This window comes from Agromyces binzhouensis (assembly GCF_004135055.1).
In the GTDB taxonomy this organism is placed as follows: domain Bacteria; phylum Actinomycetota; class Actinomycetes; order Actinomycetales; family Microbacteriaceae; genus Agromyces; species Agromyces binzhouensis.
On the sequence record NZ_SDPL01000001.1, the window covers coordinates 1 to 18145 of the forward strand.

At 66.5% G+C, this 18145-nt stretch carries 20 protein-coding genes and 1 tRNA gene; 13 read left to right on the top strand and 8 right to left on the bottom strand.

The annotated features are described in order from the left end of the window. On the bottom strand, positions 1-1120 hold a 1120-nt coding region (locus ESO86_RS00005; RefSeq protein ID WP_165307136.1), incomplete at its 3' end, for a hypothetical protein. Positions 1121-1125: 5 nt separating this feature from the next. Then, complete coding sequence (dcd, locus tag ESO86_RS00015) at positions 1126-1731, bottom strand: dCTP deaminase (RefSeq protein ID WP_129232851.1); 606 nt, start codon at positions 1729-1731, stop codon at positions 1126-1128. Positions 1732-1801: 70 nt separating this feature from the next. Between dcd and ESO86_RS00020 the strand changes: the two genes are divergently transcribed. Continuing rightward, a tRNA-Gly gene (locus ESO86_RS00020) sits at positions 1802-1872 on the top strand. A 260-nt stretch (positions 1873-2132) separates the two neighbouring features. Here the strand turns inward: ESO86_RS00020 and ESO86_RS00025 are convergent. From ESO86_RS00025 to ESO86_RS00050, 6 genes are all read right to left on the bottom strand, one after another. After that, complete coding sequence (locus tag ESO86_RS00025) at positions 2133-2993, bottom strand: DUF805 domain-containing protein (protein WP_129232852.1); 861 nt, start codon at positions 2991-2993, stop codon at positions 2133-2135. Between the two features lie 89 nt (positions 2994-3082). Beyond that, the gene (locus ESO86_RS00030; protein ID WP_165307138.1) at positions 3083-4195 is read right to left on the bottom strand and encodes a tyrosine-type recombinase/integrase; all 1113 of its coding nucleotides are present in this window, start codon (positions 4193-4195) and stop codon (positions 3083-3085) included. Between the two features lie 31 nt (positions 4196-4226). Next, complete coding sequence (locus ESO86_RS00035) at positions 4227-5162, bottom strand: alpha/beta hydrolase family protein (RefSeq protein ID WP_165307140.1); 936 nt, start codon at positions 5160-5162, stop codon at positions 4227-4229. Positions 5163-5326: 164 nt separating this feature from the next. Then, complete coding sequence (locus tag ESO86_RS00040) at positions 5327-6295, bottom strand: hypothetical protein (RefSeq protein WP_129232855.1); 969 nt, start codon at positions 6293-6295, stop codon at positions 5327-5329. Beyond that, a complete protein-coding gene (locus ESO86_RS00045; protein ID WP_129232856.1) occupies positions 6292-6852 on the bottom strand; it encodes a hypothetical protein in 561 nt (186 codons plus the stop codon). Before ESO86_RS00045 ends, ESO86_RS00040 begins: the two co-directional genes overlap by 4 nt. A gap of 2 nt (positions 6853-6854) precedes the next feature. Further along, a complete protein-coding gene (locus ESO86_RS00050; RefSeq protein WP_129232857.1) occupies positions 6855-7550 on the bottom strand; it encodes a helix-turn-helix domain-containing protein in 696 nt (231 codons plus the stop codon). Positions 7551-7644: 94 nt separating this feature from the next. Here ESO86_RS00050 and ESO86_RS00055 point away from each other — a divergent pair, with 94 nt between their 5' ends. The 12 genes from ESO86_RS00055 to ESO86_RS00110 all read left to right on the top strand — a co-directional run bounded on the left by ESO86_RS00055 (position 7645) and on the right by ESO86_RS00110 (position 18054). Further along, positions 7645-7887 carry a helix-turn-helix domain-containing protein gene (locus tag ESO86_RS00055; RefSeq protein WP_129232858.1) on the top strand — a complete coding sequence of 81 codons (243 nt, stop codon included), beginning with the start codon at positions 7645-7647 and terminating at the stop codon, positions 7885-7887. Continuing rightward, positions 7884-8174, top strand: coding sequence for a helix-turn-helix domain-containing protein (locus ESO86_RS00060; protein ID WP_129232859.1), 291 nt, complete (start codon positions 7884-7886; stop codon positions 8172-8174). Before ESO86_RS00055 ends, ESO86_RS00060 begins: the two co-directional genes overlap by 4 nt. 368 nt (positions 8175-8542) lie before the next feature. Next, the gene (locus ESO86_RS00065) at positions 8543-9535 is read left to right on the top strand and encodes a ParB N-terminal domain-containing protein (RefSeq protein ID WP_129232860.1); all 993 of its coding nucleotides are present in this window, start codon (positions 8543-8545) and stop codon (positions 9533-9535) included. A 40-nt stretch (positions 9536-9575) separates the two neighbouring features. Beyond that, positions 9576-10319 (top strand): hypothetical protein, encoded by a 744-nt coding sequence (locus ESO86_RS00070; protein ID WP_129232861.1) that lies wholly within the window; start codon positions 9576-9578, stop codon positions 10317-10319. 34 nt (positions 10320-10353) lie between these two features. Continuing rightward, positions 10354-11505, top strand: coding sequence for a hypothetical protein (locus ESO86_RS00075; RefSeq protein WP_129232862.1), 1152 nt, complete (start codon positions 10354-10356; stop codon positions 11503-11505). A 4-nt stretch (positions 11506-11509) separates the two neighbouring features. Then, positions 11510-12340: a hypothetical protein gene (locus ESO86_RS00080; RefSeq protein WP_129232863.1), complete on the top strand. Its 831-nt coding sequence runs from the start codon at positions 11510-11512 to the stop codon at positions 12338-12340. A 62-nt stretch (positions 12341-12402) separates the two neighbouring features. Then, a complete protein-coding gene (locus tag ESO86_RS00085) occupies positions 12403-12897 on the top strand; it encodes a hypothetical protein (protein WP_129232864.1) in 495 nt (164 codons plus the stop codon). Between the two features lie 5 nt (positions 12898-12902). Further along, on the top strand, positions 12903-13820 hold the full coding sequence (locus ESO86_RS00090) for a hypothetical protein (protein ID WP_129232865.1): 918 nt from the start codon (positions 12903-12905) through the stop codon (positions 13818-13820). A gap of 3 nt (positions 13821-13823) precedes the next feature. Next, complete coding sequence (locus tag ESO86_RS00095) at positions 13824-15056, top strand: M23 family metallopeptidase (protein ID WP_129232866.1); 1233 nt, start codon at positions 13824-13826, stop codon at positions 15054-15056. Next, on the top strand, positions 15008-15310 hold the full coding sequence (locus ESO86_RS00100; RefSeq protein WP_129232867.1) for a hypothetical protein: 303 nt from the start codon (positions 15008-15010) through the stop codon (positions 15308-15310). Before ESO86_RS00095 ends, ESO86_RS00100 begins: the two co-directional genes overlap by 49 nt. A 14-nt stretch (positions 15311-15324) precedes the next feature. After that, complete coding sequence (locus ESO86_RS00105) at positions 15325-16530, top strand: TrbL/VirB6 family protein (protein ID WP_129232868.1); 1206 nt, start codon at positions 15325-15327, stop codon at positions 16528-16530. Between the two features lie 21 nt (positions 16531-16551). Then, entirely contained in the window at positions 16552-18054 is a 1503-nt protein-coding gene (locus ESO86_RS00110; protein WP_129232869.1) for an SCO6880 family protein, read from the top strand. Positions 18055-18145 lie beyond the last annotated feature (91 nt).

Genomic DNA, 18145 nt, shown 5'->3' on the forward strand with positions numbered 1-18145 from the left:
CCCGCCCGCCCGCCGCCATGCGCCACGACCGCGGGATGCCGACGCGCTCGTCGTAGATCCGGACGATGCTCCGGGTGCTCGGGAGGGACTGCCGCAGGAGCGCCTCGCGGATGTACTCCTGCTTCCACCTCGGATCGTCCGGCACGTCGAAGACGCTCCGATAGCGGTCGAGGGCGCCGAGCAGGTCAAGCGTGATCATGGTGCGCCGGCACTTCCAGCATCGCGAGCAGTTGGTGCCGTCGACGGACTCGATGCAGACGTCGAGCCGGTCGTACGAATGCGGCACGTGCGTCACGAGCTCGGTCTTCTGCCATCGGTCGAGGTCGGTGACCGCCGGCTGGAGCGTGAGCGACCGATGCGAGAGGAACGGCAGCAGGATCGGATCGGCGAAGGACACGTCGAAGCTGGGTGTGGCCGCGACATCCGCGTAGGGCACCGACGAGGCGTACAGGAAGTGGCGGATGCCGCCCGCGAGCAGGTGCGCGACCGCGGCGTTCCGCATCGTATGGGTCTGCTGGAAGCCCAGCCCCGGCGCCGAGTAGAGGTCGTCGACGTTGGAGTCGACGTCGAACAGCGGCAGCCCCATCGACTCGGCGCCCGACCGGAGGGGCGCGAGTCGCCGACTGGAGAGCCGACGGCCGCGCTCACCCCGGCCGTGCGAGCCGACGTTGTTGTAGAGGAGCTGCGTCACGCGCACCGATGCCGGGACGTCGGCGGCGAAGTGGTGCCGCGCGAGCGTCGCGTACGAGTCGACTCCGCCCGAGTACCCGGTCGCCACCGCCTCCCCCGGCGGCGACGGCGGGATGGCATCGCGGACCGTCACGTCGATCGGCCCGAGCTCGGGGCGGACGCCGCGCAGCACCGTCGGGACGTCGTGCGACAGGTTCCATGCGAGCTCGTCCGTCACCGGTCCCTCGACCACCAGGGTGCGCCGCAGCCGCATCGCCGGCATCAGCAGCGCCAGCAGCGCGGCATCCGCCCTCGGGTTCACGTACCCCGCCGCGGCCTCGGGCACCGAGAACCAGAGACGTTCGACGCCGTCCACGCCCTCGACGCCGACCTCGTAGGTGATCCGACCTTCGCCGGCCCTCACGACCGGCGTTCCGATGACGATCGTCATCCGCGCTAGCTCCCGGCGGCGCCGGCGTCGGTCACGCCCACGTCGGCACGCGAGAAGTTCTGGAACGAGCGCGACGCCGTCGGCCCGCGCTGCCCCTGGTAGCGCGAGGAGTACTCGGCGGAACCGTAGGGTCGCTCGCTCGGCGAGGAGAGCCGGAAGAAGCAGAGCTGGCCGATCTTCATGCCGGGCCAGAGCTTGATGGGCAGGGTCGCGACGTTGCTGAGCTCCAGCGTGACGTGCCCGGTGAAGCCGGGGTCGATGAAGCCGGCCGTCGAATGCGTCAGGAGGCCGAGGCGGCCGAGCGAGCTCTTGCCCTCGAGGCGCGCCGCGACGTCGTCGGGCAGGGTGACCGCCTCGAAGGTCGATGCCAGGACGAACTCGCCCGGGTGGAGCACGAACGCCTCGTCGGGGCGCACGTCGATGAGGTGCGTCAGCTCGGGCTGGTCCTCGGCGGGATCGATGAACGGGTACTTGTGGTTGTCGAACAGCCGGAAGTACCGGTCGAGGCGCACGTCGATCGACGACGGCTGGATCATGGCGGGGTCGTACGGGTCGAGCCGGATGCGCTCGCGGTCGAGCTCGGCCCTGATGTCGCGATCCGAGAGAAGCACGAGGTCAGCCTACCGAGGGGGCACCTGCGCCTTGCTACGATGGTGTCCGCGGCGTCGACGGATGCCGCATGCCGATGTAGTTCAATGGTAGAACTTCTGCTTCCCAAGCAGACAGCGCGGGTTCGATTCCCGTCATCGGCTCTGATCAGGGATTTCTCGGCTCCACGGGCGGCGCTTTTCGATTGCAAACGGCTTTCGTAGTCACTTAATAGTCACAAATTGGCGAACGCCAGCCTCCGTTGGCCGAGCCGGTGGAGTCTGTGGGCACCTAGTCCCATGTCGCCACCCTTGGTCGAACACGACCGCTGGATTAGGCGCAAGTGGGTCGCCAGCTCAAGCTGTCACGCTTCCCGCCGTGCGAGTCGGCGGTATCGCCCCCAAGCGCGTACCGCCGTCGCGTGCTAACCGGTACAGACCAGCTTGTCGATGCCGGCATACTGCAATGGTTGGGGATCCAGGTTGAGTGTGATCAGCCGAGGCGACCCTGCGTACCAGCCGTGGACGATACGGGTCTCGGTCCTCTCCGAGGCGCCGACGTCGCTCGAAGCCAGCCCGAACGTAATCTCTACTCGGTCGCAGTCCTCCGCTGCAGTTACGTTCCATGCCCAGCAGTCCTTTCCATCACTGCATTCCCAGGAATTGGGTTCGACTTCGATGTCGGCGGGCAGGTCGAACGACATGGCGACTGCCGGCGGACGGCCTCCAGCCGAGTCTCCGTCGGTCTCGGTGTTCATCGACGACAGGGCAAACACAACGCCCGACGCGATCACGGTGGCGGCAGTCATCAATGCCACGAGAGTGACCGAGAGGACGTCGCGAGCGCGAGTCTGCTCGTCAGGCCTCGGTGTGCTGGACTCGAAAGCTCCAGCGGCCGTCGGTTGCGCGAGCAATATGAGAAGGAGGATCGGACCGACGAACGGGACCCACACGATGAAGATCCAGGCCCAGTGGTTGCCGCCGTCACGGAGACGTCTCACCGTCACCGCAATTGAGGGCACGATCAGTGCGACCGAGATGAGAAGCGCCGCGACGAGGACTACCCCAAATGCGGGAGTGTCAACGCCGTTGAGAGCGTCAATACCGAGCGCAAGGTACGGAGCGGCGGCGAGCGTGATGCCGAGACAGAACATTGCATAGGCCCACCACCAATACTCGGGTCGACCTGCCCGCCCGGTGAATTTCGCGTAGTTCACCAGGACACTGCGCACGGCCCTTGGGAAGGTCATCGCGCGCGACGGTGGCGCCTCGACATGCAACGTCATGCAGCGAGCGTATTGCAGGCATCGTGCCGGTCAACTTGTCGTTGTGCCCGGCGCGCATGTGGCGACCTTGGACGGGGGCGCGGACGATTTCAGGAGGCTTGCGCACCGCCGCCGAGGGCGTCGAGACGTGACGAGAAGTCGCTGCGGTCGATCTTCACCGGGACATAGAACCGCGAGGTGATGCGGGAGCTGGAGTGTCCGAGTTGCTCGCTGGCCGCCTCGATGTCCTCTGCTGCCTCGAGGTAGGTCGCCACGGCCTTGCGGCAGGACACCGGTGTCATCCACTCGAGTTCGGTGCCGCGCACCGCGTGAGCCCACTGGGTTCGGATGTTCTCGGGCCAGCGAACGGCGCCCCCCGATGCGGGAAAGACGAGCTCGCAGTACGCATCGAGCCGCCGCCTGGTGAGCACATCCAGCGCAAAGTTCGGCAGCTTGAGCCGGCGGGTCGAGGAGTCGGTCTTCGGGCGTTCTTGGATGACCGCTCCCTGACCGGGTGAGCGCACGATGGTGGCCCTGATCGTGAGCGTGCGGTTCTCGAGGTCGACGTCGCTCCATCGGAGCGCCAAGACCTCCCCGATGCGCGCCCCGGTCGCGATCAGCATGTCGCCGATGTCTCCCAGGTCGCGGATGACCAAGCCCCGCGCCGTGTCGCGGCGATCGTGCGCCGCGAGCAACTCTCGGAGCATGTGGATCTGTTCGAGTGTCGGCGCGACGACCTCTTTCCGGCGTCGCCGCGGACCCTTCAGCATGGCGGCCGGGTTGGTCTCGAGGGCGCCAAGGCGCACCGCGAGGGTGAACATGCCATTGAGCACGACGATCAGCATGCGTGCCGCCCCGGGTCCCGAGCCGTCGGCGACGCCGTGGACGAGCCGCTGGAGCCGAGGGACGGTGCATTCATAGAGCCGGAGCCCCGCGCTTGGTTCCAGGTGGCTGCGGATGGTCGACGAGTACCGCGAGATGGTGGCGATCGCCTTCTCTTCACGCTTGATCTCGTCGACCCACTGCTTGGCGAGCGCACCGAGCGTGGACTCCCGCGTCAGGATCTCGTACGTCGGCGTCAGCCTCTCCTTGAGCGCCTTCGTGAGATTGCGCTCCGCCTCCGCGTACGTGCGCCCGGTCCGGATCATCCGTCGACGCTTCCCGTCGGCGTCGCGGAAGTACACGAGGGCGGCCGGGCTGCCGTAGTGAACCAGACGCTGCACCCGGCCCCAGCTCTCCAGATCCAGTGGCGGTCTACCTCGACCCATGTAGCACCTCCGCCGCTCCCGCTTGCTCAAGCCACGCCAGGATGCTTCGCCCGAACAGCTCCGGGTCGCGGTTCCACTCGAGCGTGTGTGGACTGGGTGGGAACTCGACAAGGTCGACCTCACCGAAGGCTGCGGCGGCCGATCGAGTGGTCTCGATCGGGACTGTCGCATCGCCGCGCGAGTGGAAGATGAGCGTTCGAGGCGCCGAAGCGAGGTCAAGGCCGTCGCCAATCGGCTGGTCAATTCCGGCCAGCCGACACACCACCGGTGTGCGGAGAACGGCGGCCGCGGCCGCGATAAGAGGCTTCGGAAGTCGTCGTCGGGTCGCCACCAGTCGGAGCACCTCGAGGAGGTCGAACATCGGAGAGATGAGTACCACGCCGGCAACTTCTGGGCGGCGGTCAGCGGCGTCCAGCACCAGTCGCGCGCCGTACGACCAGCCGACCATGACGACCCGCGTCGCGCCCTGCTGAATTGCATGATCGATCGCTGCGACCACCCGACGAACGTGTTCGACCGCCATCCCCCTGCTTCGCTCGTCGATGTCGGCGCTGGCTTCGAGCGACACGATCGTGGACGGGTAGCCCGCCTCGCGGACAGACTCGACCGATCGAAGCGTCGAGCTGGGTGCAGCGCCCATCCCGTGGACGTGGACGAACCAGACATCGCGCTTCCCCGCAGGGTCCGGCATTACGTCCCAGTGGACGAACGAGACCCCCTCCATCTCACCCGTGTGCGCGATCGCCGAGCGTGCAAGCGGGCTCTCTCGGCCGAAGACATCACCCACGAAGCTCACCTCCGCGGCCCCATCGAGGTCGCAGCGCTCGACGCGGCGCTCGACGGTAGACGTGTCCACCCGCACGACCTCCTGAACGCGAAAGAGTCGGCGCCCGAGTTGCAGGCCGAAGGTGCGAGGCTCCACCGTGGCCTCCATTCGAGGGAGCACTACGGTCCCTGCATCCGCACGAAATTCAGCGCGCATCGGCCGCCGCCGACCGAGCACGGCGTATCGCGCAACGGCAGCGCCCGCGATTGCCACCACGGATGCGCCGCCTGCCGCAATGGCTCCGATCGTGGCCAGCCGGCTCATCGTGCCGCCATCTGGAAGAGGTCATCAGGGATGGCGATGTGATCGTGAGCGAGGCGAAGGCGCCGCGCCTCGTCTTCGCTCAGTTGGAGTTCTCCCCCGGACCTGAACCGAGCGTCCTCGATCTCCACGACCATCCGATGCAACTGCATCTCATGGTCATCGTTGCTGAGCGCGCTCGGAAGCGCCGAGCCCGAGACGGTTCGCGCCCACAACGGCTCGAGCTCCCCGATCAGCGCGGCAGTGTGCCGGCCACGCCAGTATCGAACCACGAAGCGCGCCGCTGCGGGGATCGCGAGTCCGGTGCAGAGTAGCGCCATCACGACGAAGAACATCGGGCTGTAGAGACTCTGCAGGAATCGGAGGGCGTCCCACCATCCCATGAGATTCGACAGGTTCATTCCGATCACGTCGATGACCAGGGCGATGCCGACGACGCAGCCGACTGCGAACATCGTGAACCCGATCGAGCTCGCTCGAGTAGTGAGCCTCGAGCGATTCTGAAGGATCACGACGCCGGTGTATCCCAGCACGAGACCGAGATAGACGAATTGAACGGAGTTGTAGACAGCCGCCGGCCACTGGCCGCCGAAGTCGATCATGAACCGCGTCGACGAGTGCCGCATGTCGATGAAGGCGAACGCCACCACCATCACGCATCCTGCAGCGACGAGCAGCCAGACCGGCCATCTGCCCTTGCGATCCTGCACGCCACGGACGGAGACGATGGCAGCGGCCGAGAGGAAGTACGTGCCCGTGATGAGTGCGCCATCCGAGATGAAGGTCGTGAGGTTGCGTTCCCCGAGCATGTGGTCGACGGCGAGGTACACCTCATCGATGTTGAGGAACATCGCGAGCGTGATGAGGGCGGACGCGTACAGGATCCTCTGGCTCCGGCGGTGGCGCACGGTGATGAACTGCACGACGGTCAGCAGCGCCATGAGGCTGGTCACGGCTACCTGAGTCATCCGAAATGCTCCTCGAGCGGATGCCGGCGGGGCCGACGAATCGCGGCTGCGAGACGATCGGCGAGGCGCTCTGCCTCGACCTCCGTCTCGTCTTCAAATGCGACTCGACCGAAGATCGCGTCGCCACGCTCCAGGCGGATGTCGGGTACGAACCGGGCGAGTTGGCCGGCGCTGCCCGGCGACGATTCGTCGTGGCGGAGAAGGACATGGCTGAGCTCGTGAAGCACGCACTGCAACCGGTGCAGTGGCGAGGTCTCCGGCACGTAGAAGATGTGGTGCATCCCCTGGCGCCTCACGACGAGGCCGCACGTGGAAGTCCCCCGCAGTGTTTCGAGCGGAGTGATGTTGACCTTCGTGCCGCGCTCGCGTTCGACATACGCGACGATCGCATCGAGCGAGCAGTCGTCCTCGAATGGAAGTGCCGAGAAGCTGGCATCGGCTCGTGTGACCGCACCCGAGAGTTGTACTCGCTCGTCTGCGGTGACGACGTCACCCTGACTGCGAACCAACTCGACCGGCGAACGGAAATGTAGGGCTCCCCTGTCCCGCCGGCGCATGCTCAACGTTCCTCGTGCCGAAGACTCGAGGTGATCGCCCGGAGGGTCTCGGGCGTGATGTCGTCGCTGCCTCGGGCGGCGAGCCCTTCGACCTTGCTCTCGTGCAGCGCACGGAGGAAGTCGAGCTGCGCCTCGATCCGAACGACCTCGGGGTCGCCTACGGCGCCAGTGAGGTAGACGCCATCGATGCCGAGCACGTCGGCGATGGCTTCGAGCGATCGACGGCCGGGAGCGCGCATGGCACTCCCCTCGAGCAGCTCGGCCCACTCTTCCTGGTTGAACCGGACTCCGCGCTCGAGCAGCAGCGGCGCGATCTCCTTGTAGCCGTGCGCAGAGCCGCGACCCCGTGCAAGCACCGACACCAGGAGCGCGATGCGCCGGCCGACCTCGCTGGGATCCGGTTCATGCGAGCCGTCAGCGTCGTCGAATGTGAGCTGCCCGGATGGCGCGCGGGACTCGGCCGCGAGACGAGCCGCCGCACGGTCGACCAAAGCTGCTGGATCGACGTCGAGTGCCATCGCGACGTCGTAGAGGACGGGCACGGGCATGTCTCGGTGGTTGTTCAGGTACCGCAGAAGCGTCCCGTGGAAGATGCCTGCCCTTTCGGCGAGCTGCTTGACCGTGACGTTGCGCATGCTGCGTTCGGCGCGAAGCTCAGTCATCAGACAGCGATTGAACTCTGTGCCCGAAGTCTCCATACGGATCACTTTATGCGTCCGTTTGGGTGGTTTGTGAGCCATTGTGAGACCAAATTCGCTTGCGCTACCCGTTTGGGAACCGTACGCTACCCATATGGGAAGCAGTGAGATTCGGACGAACGTAGCTGAACGCGTGAGGTCGGCGCTGAAGACGCAGGGGCGAAGCCAGCTCTCGCTATCGCTCGAGATCGGCATTCCGAATACGACCCTCGGCCGGAAGCTGGCCGGCCACATCGACTTCACCGTGTCAGAGGTGTTCGCGATCGCCAGAGCGTTGAGCGTACCGGCCTCGGATCTGCTCCCGGACACCCTGCCGAGGAATGGGGAGCAGCGATGAGCGACAAGGTCACGTTGAAGCGACTGCTGGACAACGCGCGCAGGTCGCTGTCAGGGGCGGACGAAGCACTTGAGCGCTTCGTAGAAGACCACCGTGTCGGTGAAGTCCTGGACTCCACGCGCGCCGCTGAGTACTGCGGACTCGCGAAGGGCACCCTCTACAACCTCGCCTCGAGGCGCGAGGGGCCGGTGCAGCACAAGCACGGCCGCAAGACGGTGTACTACCCCGTCGATCTCGACGTCTACCTGTTCTCTCGGGTTCAGCCCATCCTCTCCGACGCAGCGTGACGCTGCGTCGACATCTGACTACCACCAAAGAAAGGACCCCCCGTTGCAGCGGGGGGCCGGGATTCCGTTTCGCCGGGAAGCAAGAGGAGGAATCAGTCCATGTTCAAGATTATCAGTGGGGCGCACCGCGCCGCCGTCGACGCCAGCGCGGCGTCCACGGGTAGGCCTGCCACGCCGTTCAAGCGCTCGGAGGTCGAGCGACTCGGGGCATTCGCCGAACGAATCCGCGAGACGACCCACGGCCTCTGGTGTGGGTCTGCCTCCCCCTCCACCCCAGCGACGGACTGCACCTCCCTCGCGTGCGCATGGGTGGCGTGGGATATCGCCCGCGACGTCCATGACGAGCTGCGCAGCTCAGGGCTCAGCGCATGACCGCCACTCAGCCCGCGATGCCGCTGAACCGGACCGATGAGGTGAATCCGGTGATCTGGGCCGATGTCGAGGCGATCGTGCTTCCGCACGATCGTTCGAGGAAGGAGCCGGACCCGACGGTCGTCGATCGCCTCACTCGCTCGCTCGCGGATGTCGGGCTGCTCATGCCGATCGGCGTGACGCCGCGCAACGTCCTCATCTTCGGAAGCACTCGCCTGGCTGCCGCGAAGAAGCTCGGTTGGCAGCAGATCGAAGCTCGTGAGTTCGAATCGGCCGACGACCCTGAGGTGCGACGACTGATGGAGTGGGAAGAGAACGACGCCCGTCAGGATCTGTCACTCGAGGAACAGCTCGCGTTCAAGCGCGATGTGCTCGATCCGATTCTGACCGCGCGAGCGAAGGCAGCGCAGCAGGCCGGCGCGGCGAGTACGAACCATCGGCGATGGGGCTCGCCCGTCGGCGGTGGAAACTTGCCACCCGCGAACGACGCGGTCATCTCAGCGGCGGCACTCGTCGCGCGCGCTGATGCCGTATTGGAGCGACCTGCAGCGGCGACGCTGCAGGCATCTGGCAAGTCCCGCGACCTGATGAGTCACTACCTTGGCGTCTCCGGGCGGACGATGGAGAAATTCGAGCGCCTCGCGGAGTGGTCGGAGGATCCGTCTCTTCCCGAGCCGATTCGTCAGGAAGCGAGTAGGGCTCGAGACCGAGCAAACACCCTGGGCAAGGTCGACGGCGAGTACAAGCGCGTGCGGGCACTCGTAGAACCTCCCATCGTCGCTGAGCCGCCCGCTGCGGTGATCGCCGAGACCCAGCTAACACGGGGGTTCAGCACCTTCGAGCGCTTGCTCGAGGATCACCCGCCTGCCGAGATTGCCGCACAGCTGTCGGAAGGCAGCTGGCGTGGCCTTGCCTCGGTCCTGCGGCGGGCGATGGAGTGGGGGCGAGATGCTCAAGCCTCCCGAACCACTGCTGGGGAGGTGAGCTGAGATGCAGCGGTGGTCCGGGAACCAATTGAAGGCGGTCGTCATGGCCGCGACCTCAGTCGGGCGTGACTTCTGGTCATCGGCCGATTGTGCTGAGCTGGTCGACCAAGTCGATCAGTATCTCTCCGGCCAGATCTCGCGTTCGGTTCGAGCGAAGCTTGGATACGCGATCGAGCGTGACGAGGTGACGAACACCGTCCTTGTGCGCCTTGCGGAAACAAGCACCGGGCAAGCGCTCGCGTCAGGCATGCTCAGCTCGCGAGACCCGTGGGCATACCTGGCCAAGTGCGCCGGCATCTGGGCGATCGGGCAGGCCGGCCACCGGGTAGGTGAGCTCGACGCACTGGTTCATCTGCCGGGCGTTGCCACCTCCGCCGCAGATGCCGGCATCGATCCTGCGCATGGGCTGACGCCACTTCCGGTCGTCATCGAGAAGACGGCGACGACCGTCGAGGCGTTCGTCGACGATGCGGCCGAGCGGTCGTATCGAGCCGCCGTCAGGTGGTTCGCCGAGAACCCCCCGACGCATCAGGGCCACGGACACGCTGAGGCGCGCCGCGCCCCTGAGTTCGCGCGGATGGGTTTCGCGCCTGATGAGGTCGCCGCGCTCGCTCGCGTCACATGGGGTGGCCGGCCGAACATGCACGTCACAAGCCTCTTTCGCGCCTTCCTCCTTGATGACGCCTTCGATCCGCATGCCTCCCGGCCACACCGCTTGGCCCTGATGAACATGCGCGCCGCTCTCGCCCGAGCAGGCGTCCAGGTGGATCAGGGCCGTGCGGCCTGATGCAAGCAAAGTCTGAATCGAGAGGGATCACGACATGAGACGGGAAACCGAGTTCGTGCGCCCGGAACTCGCCTTCGAGCGCGACTTCCTCCAGGTGCGCAATTGGTGGGTGCGGGATAAGCGGATTGTCGGGAACGCCTCGTCGATCTTCTTCTATCTCCTCTCGCACCGGTCCGACTTCCGGGTGACCCAGTCGAAGGTGATGCGCGAACTCGGCCTCGGCAAGGATGCGTACCTCGCCGCGCGGCGGAAGCTCGAGGCAGCCGGCTACCTCGAGGTCGTGGTGCACCGGTATGCCCCGGGCGAGGTTGATGAGCTCGGAGCGCCGATCGGCGGTCAGAAATGGACGGAGCTCATCGTCTGCGACCCAGAGGCACCGGCCGAGCTGCTCCCCTTCGAGCGTCACCGATCGACCGATGCCGACGCTCCCGAGATGAAGGTTGGAGCCTCGGCGGATATTCCGCCAAGGGCCCCATCTGGCATGGGAGAGTCGCTCCCTCAGCCCTCGGCGGAAAAGCCGCGTTGGCCTTCGCCGGGCTTAGTACCGGCGGGTGCGGCCAGCGAAAGTCCACGTGATCACTGTTCGAAGCCCTCGGCGGAAGACCCGTCGCCGGATCATCCGCCGCTTAAACAAGACCAAGCCCAAGAACACTCTTCGTCGTCTCTCGCATTCACGACCATCGCCGGTCGTGAACATCGTGCGACGGCCACGCCGGACGACGACGAATCTGTAGCCGAGTCCGACTCGGCGCTCGCGGAGCGGCTCGCTGCGCTTGACTCACGGCTCCGCCTCGGCGAACTTCTCGATCGCCTGGCCCAACATCATCCCGAGGTGGCAATCGGCGTCATCGATCTGTCCCGCGCGGCCGATGACATCCTTGGCGCCGCTCCCCGACGCGTCGGAAATCCCGTCGCGTACGTTGCCTCGTCTCTCGCCGCCGAGCCCTGGCGTTGGGTCCGCACCGAAGATCTCGATCGGATTGGATCCGCGCCAGCGAAGTCGGCATCGCAGCCGGAGCGGACACCGCGAAGGCCACCGACTGGCGCCGAATGCGCCGCAGCCGGGCATCGCTGGATCGGCGAGTTCGACGAGTCCTGCGCCTGGTGCGGGTCTGAACGACCGCACTGGCGGGATGACCGCGACGCGGCACTCGCGGTCACCGCACCGTCACGATCGAGGGGATGACGCGATGAGCGCGAAGAACGTGAAGCGTACGTGGGGCAGCGTGATGTCGCTCGTGCTGCCGCTCGTCGTCGTCGGCGCCTCCGCCATGGCGATCAGCTACGCGACACTCATCGATGTCGCGCGCGTCAATGGAATGCCCTTGCCGGAGCTGTTCCCGATCCTCATCGACGTGGGCACCGTCGCTTGCATGGTCGCCGCGGCGCAATTCCGAACGCTCGGCATCAACGGTCGCTGGCTCGCGTATGCGACGTTCTTCGCCCTGTCGGCGATCTCGGTGTTCGCGAACGCGACGCATGCGCTCGGCGCCGCTGACCTGTCGTCGACGACGCTCGGTGTCGCGATCATGCTCGCAGCGACGCCGCCGGCCGCGCTCGTCGCGATCACCCATCTCGTCATGAAGCTCGTCCCCGACATCAAAGAACGGGAACGGATCGCAGCAGCGAGCGCGACACGCGACGGCGCTCGTCATGACGCGGCCTGGAGAGCGTCGCGGCGCGACACACGCGTCCGCGACAACCCGACGACCAGCCGGCCGGACGCGACTCCCACCACGACGCAGTCTGTCGCAGTCAGTTCGGCCGCCACAGCCGTCGATGACGCCGTCGCGGGCGCCTCAGCGAGCGACGCCGTGATGCGTCACACACAGGCCGCGACGCGAGCCCGGTCCCCGCAGATGTCGAAGGGATCGTGGCGCGTCGATGCGCGAATACGCGAGGCGCTTGAGCAGGGCATGACGCCGTCAGGGCGCGAAGTCGCCGACTGGCTCGGCGGTAAGTCGACTCGCACCGGACAGCGGTACCTCGCCGCCTACCTTGAGCGCGAGAACGCGGCCTGAGCGGCGCCGCACCATTCTTGCCCGCGTGCTGCCTACTGCGCGAGCGGCGGGATCGGTGAGGCGTGTACGACGACGAGCTTGGGCCAGGCGACCACAACACGAGTGAGCCCGACCCTGTCGCGCCTCTCTCCGAAGGCGGCGGGCTGAATCCACCGATCGACTGGTGGATGCTCAGCGAGTCAGAGCGGCGCGCCCAACTGAACCGTGCGTGGTCGTTCACCCAGCGATTGGTGCGGTCCTACCGGCTCCCTGGCGAGATCGTGCCGCCGTGTTGGTTCCGGCACGACGAGATGGTCCAAGAACTCCTCGCACTCATGCAGTTCCGCAATGAGCAGCAGTTCATCCAGCAGCAGTCCCCCGGGGCGGCGCTCGACTTCCACTATCACCTCGGTCTGTGGATCACGAGAATGCGCGGCTGGGTTCTCGAGGCCGGATGCAAGCCGAATGAGCACCTCGAGAAGGCTCACCCCATGTGGGTCGTGCCGGACAGTTCGGCCGCGGTTGCGGTTGAGCGTGATTTCGACGAGCTGCTTCGGCGAATGGCGAATCAGGAGTAGAGAACATGGGCAAGGTCTGGGCATCACTCACCGGGACGCTTCGGGAGCTGTGGTCGACTGGGCGCGGCCGGTTCGTCGTGATTGCGACTGGTGCGCTCACGCTCATGGTGATCGGGGCGATCGTCGCGATGAATGTCGCGATCGCGCCCGCAGCGGCACCGCCCGCTCCGGCGACTCAGTCCCGGCCATCCGAAGAGCTCTTTCCCGATGCATCGGCGGAGACACCGGAGTCGGGCGGTGCCCCGGTCATCAAGGACAACGGACAGGTCGATATCGGCGGCCCGGGGATCGCTGCGAACGTCGACGGCTGGATCGAGCCGGATGCGCCCGAGGCCAAGCCGAGCGCAGAGAGCGGACTCGCGTCGTGGCCATCGGAGGTTCCGCTCGACGAGCTCACAATTCCGAGCTACAACGAGGTGCCCGTTGCTGAATGCGCTGCACCGCAGATTCCCGAAGCACGCGCGATGGCGAATGACATCGTCGCCTACCTGTTCACCTGGGACAGCCGTGTGGCGAGCTTCGACGAGTGGGCAGCACCCGTCGACGGGGAATGGAATCGGCTGTTCGGCTACTACGGCGGCGAAGGGATGAATGGGAAGGGCGACACCGGTCGGCTTGAGGACCGATTCATGTCGATCGGCGCCAGCGAATCCACGTGGACGGGTTGGGCGCGGAACGGCGTCCGAAGCGAGGTTCGCGTGAATCAGGTGGTGACCACGGCACCGAACCGCTCGCTGCTGCAACTCGACTACACGGTAACCATCACCCGGGCCGGCGACGGCCTCGCTGCGGAGTCCGCGGTGGAGACCGTCACGATCGTACTCACGGCCCCGTGCGCCCATGACAACTGGCCGAGCCCCGCGTCGCGATGGGACATGACCGGTCTGCAGTTGTTCGACCTCCGCGGGTGGGGCTCGGAGTAACTCGTGAAGCAGCCATTGCGGGTCGCCGGTGCTCTGCTCGCCCTGGTGGTGCTTGCCGTAGTCGGCCCGATCGCGCTCGTGATCATCCTCCTAGCGAGCGGAGCGCAGGCCGCTTCCTGCGCGCCCCCGCGCCCCGTCGATACCGCGGTCGCGCAGCTCGATGTTGAGCAGACCCAGAACGCGGGGATCCTCATCGGCGCGGCGAAGGCACTCTTCCCCGACGAAGCGACCGGGCAGCGAGCTGCGATCGTGGCGATCGCCACAGCCCTGCAGGAATCGGGACTGCGAAACATCGAGTATGGAGATCGCGACTCGGTCGGTCTCTTCCAGCAGCGGCCATCGATGGGATGGGGAACCCTCGAGCAGATCATGGACCCGCCGTATGCGGCTGGCCGGTTCTACAAGGCACTCGCTGAGGTGCCGGGATGGCAGCAGCTGCCGGTCACCGTGGCGGCGCAGCGCGTGCAGAAATCCGGCTTTCCCGACGCATATGCAAAGTGGGAAAGCACCGCATCAGGCACGGTCGACGCATTGTGGTCTCAGCAAGACCCCATCTCGATCCCCTCTGGGGTCGGTTGGGCTGGCATGGCCGGCTCCGAGGCGGAGGACGCCATTGGGACCGGCGGATGCATTGCATCGGGCGAGCTCGTGCGGCCCTTGCCGGCCGGGTACTCGCTCACCGACGGCTACGGATGGCGCAACCTCGGGATGGGAACGAACCCGTTCCATCGGGGCGTCGACCTCGCAGCCGAATGCGGTACGCCGGTATACGCGATGATGAGTGGCCGCGTCTTATCCACGGGCCCCCTCACAATGCTGATCGAGACGCCCGGCGTGGGCCAGATCGGCTACTTGCATACGGCCCCCACCGATCATCTCGTGCGCATCGGCGACGAAGTGGCGGCTGGTCAGCAGATCTCCGCGGTCGGCAATCAGCCGCCGTCGACCGGTTGTCACCTCGACGTGCGCGTGAATCCGGCCGGTGCAACCGATCCGCGAGTCCTCGCGCTTGTACCCGACCCCGGCGCTGACGGGTGGGTGAACCCCGAGGAGTTCACACGGGCGTTCGGTGTCGACCTCTGCCCTGCGGAGAACTGCGGACGCCCGGAGGAAGCGAGTCGCCTAGTGCGCCGTCCGGTGGATCAGTGTTCCGAGCCGATGAGCGGCTCGGAAGGGGCACAACTCACATGGACGCAAAGACCCTTACGATCGCGGGCGAGATCGACCCCGGGGTGACCCCCTCGAGCTCGTGGCCGATCTTCAGCTGGATCGGGCAGCAGGTCGGCAACTTCCAGACGCTGGGGGTCGTCGCGATGGTCGCGCTTCTCATCGCCGGCATCTTCACCTGGGTGGCCGGATCGGGAAGCGACAACTCGAGGCAGCAGACCGCGGGCAAGTGGATGGTGTTCCTCTCGGTCATCGGCGCCGTCGTCATCGGCGCGGCACCGGCCATCATCAAGTGGGCATCCGGCCAGAACCCGATCGGCTGATCAGGAGGCGCGACATGGGCTGGCTCGGTGACTGGTTCGGTGACGGGTTTCTCGACCTGCTCCGGGCTGGGATTCTCGGACTCGCGGCATTCGTGGGCGACATCCTCGACGGCATCTTCACAATCGACTCGCGTACGACCGACGGCCGGCCGACCGACGCCGACCTGGACGCGGCGACGAGCGTCGGTAATGTCGTGCTCTACCTCGCCGTGCCGCTGACGATCGCCGCGATGATCTGGCAGATCATGCGCTCGGCCGCCCAAGGGCGAGTTCAGGGCGTGCTGCGCGCCCTCGTCGGCGGGGTGGCGATGGTCGCAGGAACCCGCCTGGTCTTCTGGTACGGCCCCGAGCTGGTGCGTGGCTTCGATGAAACGACGATCGCGCTCCTCGACGCGTTCGAGTCCGGCCCCGGTGGCCTCGGCACGACCCTCATGGAAGGTGTCGGTCTCCGCAAGGTGGGTGACGAGTGGCAGTCGACCGACGGCGGCGAATACGAGCCTCCGGTATGGATGGTGTTCAGCGCCGCTGGCGGCAACCCCCTGGGCATCCCGCTCATCCTGTGGCTGCTGATGGCGGGCGCCGCCCTCGCGCTCATGATGATGCTCGCCTTCCGCAGGTGGGCCATCGTCGCGATGATCGCGCTCGCTCCGCTTGCGCTCATGTTCCTGCCTGCCGAGAAGGCGTCGAGGAACATGATCGGCCTCTGGATGAAGATCTTCATCTCGCTCGTGGCAGCAAAGCCGCTCGCGGCGATCATCCTGTCGCTCTCGGCGAAGATGGTGTCGGTCTCGGCCGGCATGAACCTGGTCATGTTCATCGCGGCGTTCGTCGGACTACTCGTCGCTGCCTTCGCGCCGATGATCGCGATGAAGTTCTTCGGCTTCCTCGGCACTGAGGTCGCCGATGCCTACGCACGGGCGGCAGGCGAGGGCAACCTCAAGAACGGCGCCCAGAGGACCGGCCGGGCCGCGACATCCGTGATCGCAATGGGACGTGGCGGTAGTGGCGGTGGCAGTGCTGGCCGGAGTGCTCCGAAGCCGGTGCCGAATCGCTCGGGCAGTTCCGGTTCGCGCGGTAATCGACCTGGGCCCGTGCCGAACCGTCCGAACGCCGCGCCGTCCGCGAGCTCGGCGCCGCGGCCGAACCCGGGCCCGCCGTCGCGACCGGCGCCCGGGCACTCGAGGCCGAGCCATCAACCGAGACCGGTGCCCAAGCAGTAGTCCCAAGAATCGAGGCTGACCATGACACGAGATGCTCCCACGGGCGTTCCCCGCCTCGCATTCCCAGGTCGCCGTCGCACGGGCGTCCTCGGCAGCTACAGCCCTGCCCAGCTCGCCGTCGCCGGAACCGGGGCCGGGCTCGCCATCCTGAGCATGTTCACCGCGCCGGACCCGGTCCAAGGGCTCACGGCGGCGCTCATTCCCGCGGCGGTGCTGATCGCTGTCGGCCTCTGGTTCGACGAGTACGGCCACCCGCTCCTTTGGACCATTCAGCAGAGAGCGTTGTTCACCATGAGGAAGCTCCTTCGTCAGACCATCTATCGCCGCCCTGCCGGCATCCCGATCGAGGACGCTGGAAAGCTGCAGTTGCCCGGGGCGCTGGGAAGCCTTCGCCTGCTCGAAACGCAGGGCGGAGGAGCGATCGTCGAGGATGCCGCATCCGGAACCGCGGCGGCCGTCGTGGAGGTGACGTCACCCGGCTACGGCCTCCTTGACGACCGCGATCAGGAGGGTCGGGTGGCAGCTTGGGCGCAGCTGCAGTCCGGCCTTGTCAACCACGTCGGGCTCGCTCGCGTACAGGTGCTGAGCACATCTCGTGTCGCGCAGCCGAAGCAGTTGCGCGACTACTACGAGCGCCGCGTCTCCGATTCGGTGTCGAGCTGGGCCCGCGAGCAGTACGAGACTCTGCTCGAGGCTGGCGTGGCGACGACCACCACGCATCGGCAATACCTTGCCGTCGTGCTCGACAAGGCGAGGATCGGCAAGGAGATCCGGGCGCAGGGAGGGGGCAGGGCCGGCCTTGTCTCAGTGATGGCCCGTGAGGTCGCCACGCTCAGGCGCGGCCTTGCGGACTGCTCCGTGACCGTTCGACATTGGCTCGGGTCCCGGCAACTCGCCGCGGTGACGCGCATTGGCTACGACCCCACCACGGGCGACCTGATCGAGGAACGCACCGCCGACCGAGCCGGCGTCGCGCCGGAGTCGGCCGGGCCGATGGCCGGCGAGGAGCACTGGGACCACATCCAAGTGGACGGCGTGCTGCACCGTACCTTCGAGATCACGGAATGGCCGCGCATCCCGACCCTCCCCGACTTTCTGAACGCCGTGAACACGTTGCCGTTCCAGCACGCGATGTCTCTGTACTTCTCTCCAGTCAAGCTCAGGCAGTCGATCTCGCGGATCAAGCGCGAGCGCGGCGCGATCGATTCGAACCGGGAACTGCGGCAGAAGCGGGGCAACTACCGCGAAGACAATGCGTTCGAGAAGCGCGAGCGTGACGCGATCGACCAGCGCGAGGAGGAGCTCACGCAGGGGTTCGGTGACCTCGAGTACATCGGTCTCATCACGGTGACAGCGACGACCCTCGAGGACCTCGACGCTTTCTCGAGCGAACTGCGGACCGCAGTCGAGAGCAAGGGCATGGAGGTTCGTCCTATGTTTGGCCAGCAGCTCGCTGCGTTCAACTCGAGCGGCCTGCCCTTTGCGCTCGCGCCGGCGAAGACGCGCGGCGTGAAGGTGTGGTGATTCGGCATGAAGAGTAAAGCGTTCGCTGGCCGGGTCATCCCGGAGAACGAGACGCGCGACGCCCGGAAGGCGCGCGAGGCGGAAATGCGCG

Bases quoted from the DNA above. Each gene is read 5' to 3' on its own strand.
- ESO86_RS00045 (WP_129232856.1), bottom strand. From the start codon at position 6,852: ATGCGCCGGCGGGACAGGGGAGCCCTACATTTCCGTTCGCCGGTCGAG.
- ESO86_RS00075 (WP_129232862.1), top strand. From the start codon at position 10,354: ATGAGACGGGAAACCGAGTTCGTGCGCCCGGAACTCGCCTTCGAGCGC.
- ESO86_RS00040 (WP_129232855.1), bottom strand. From the start codon at position 6,295: ATGACTCAGGTAGCCGTGACCAGCCTCATGGCGCTGCTGACCGTCGTG.
- ESO86_RS00065 (WP_129232860.1), top strand. From the start codon at position 8,543: ATGACCGCCACTCAGCCCGCGATGCCGCTGAACCGGACCGATGAGGTG.
- ESO86_RS00105 (WP_129232868.1), top strand. From the start codon at position 15,325: ATGGGCTGGCTCGGTGACTGGTTCGGTGACGGGTTTCTCGACCTGCTC.
- ESO86_RS00055 (WP_129232858.1), top strand. From the start codon at position 7,645: ATGGGAAGCAGTGAGATTCGGACGAACGTAGCTGAACGCGTGAGGTCG.
- ESO86_RS00090 (WP_129232865.1), top strand. From the start codon at position 12,903: ATGGGCAAGGTCTGGGCATCACTCACCGGGACGCTTCGGGAGCTGTGG.
- ESO86_RS00080 (WP_129232863.1), top strand. From the start codon at position 11,510: ATGAGCGCGAAGAACGTGAAGCGTACGTGGGGCAGCGTGATGTCGCTC.
- ESO86_RS00025 (WP_129232852.1), bottom strand. From the start codon at position 2,993: ATGACGTTGCATGTCGAGGCGCCACCGTCGCGCGCGATGACCTTCCCA.
- ESO86_RS00050 (WP_129232857.1), bottom strand. From the start codon at position 7,550: ATGGAGACTTCGGGCACAGAGTTCAATCGCTGTCTGATGACTGAGCTT.
- ESO86_RS00100 (WP_129232867.1), top strand. From the start codon at position 15,008: ATGGACGCAAAGACCCTTACGATCGCGGGCGAGATCGACCCCGGGGTG.
- ESO86_RS00060 (WP_129232859.1), top strand. From the start codon at position 7,884: ATGAGCGACAAGGTCACGTTGAAGCGACTGCTGGACAACGCGCGCAGG.
- ESO86_RS00110 (WP_129232869.1), top strand. From the start codon at position 16,552: ATGACACGAGATGCTCCCACGGGCGTTCCCCGCCTCGCATTCCCAGGT.
- ESO86_RS00070 (WP_129232861.1), top strand. From the start codon at position 9,576: ATGGCCGCGACCTCAGTCGGGCGTGACTTCTGGTCATCGGCCGATTGT.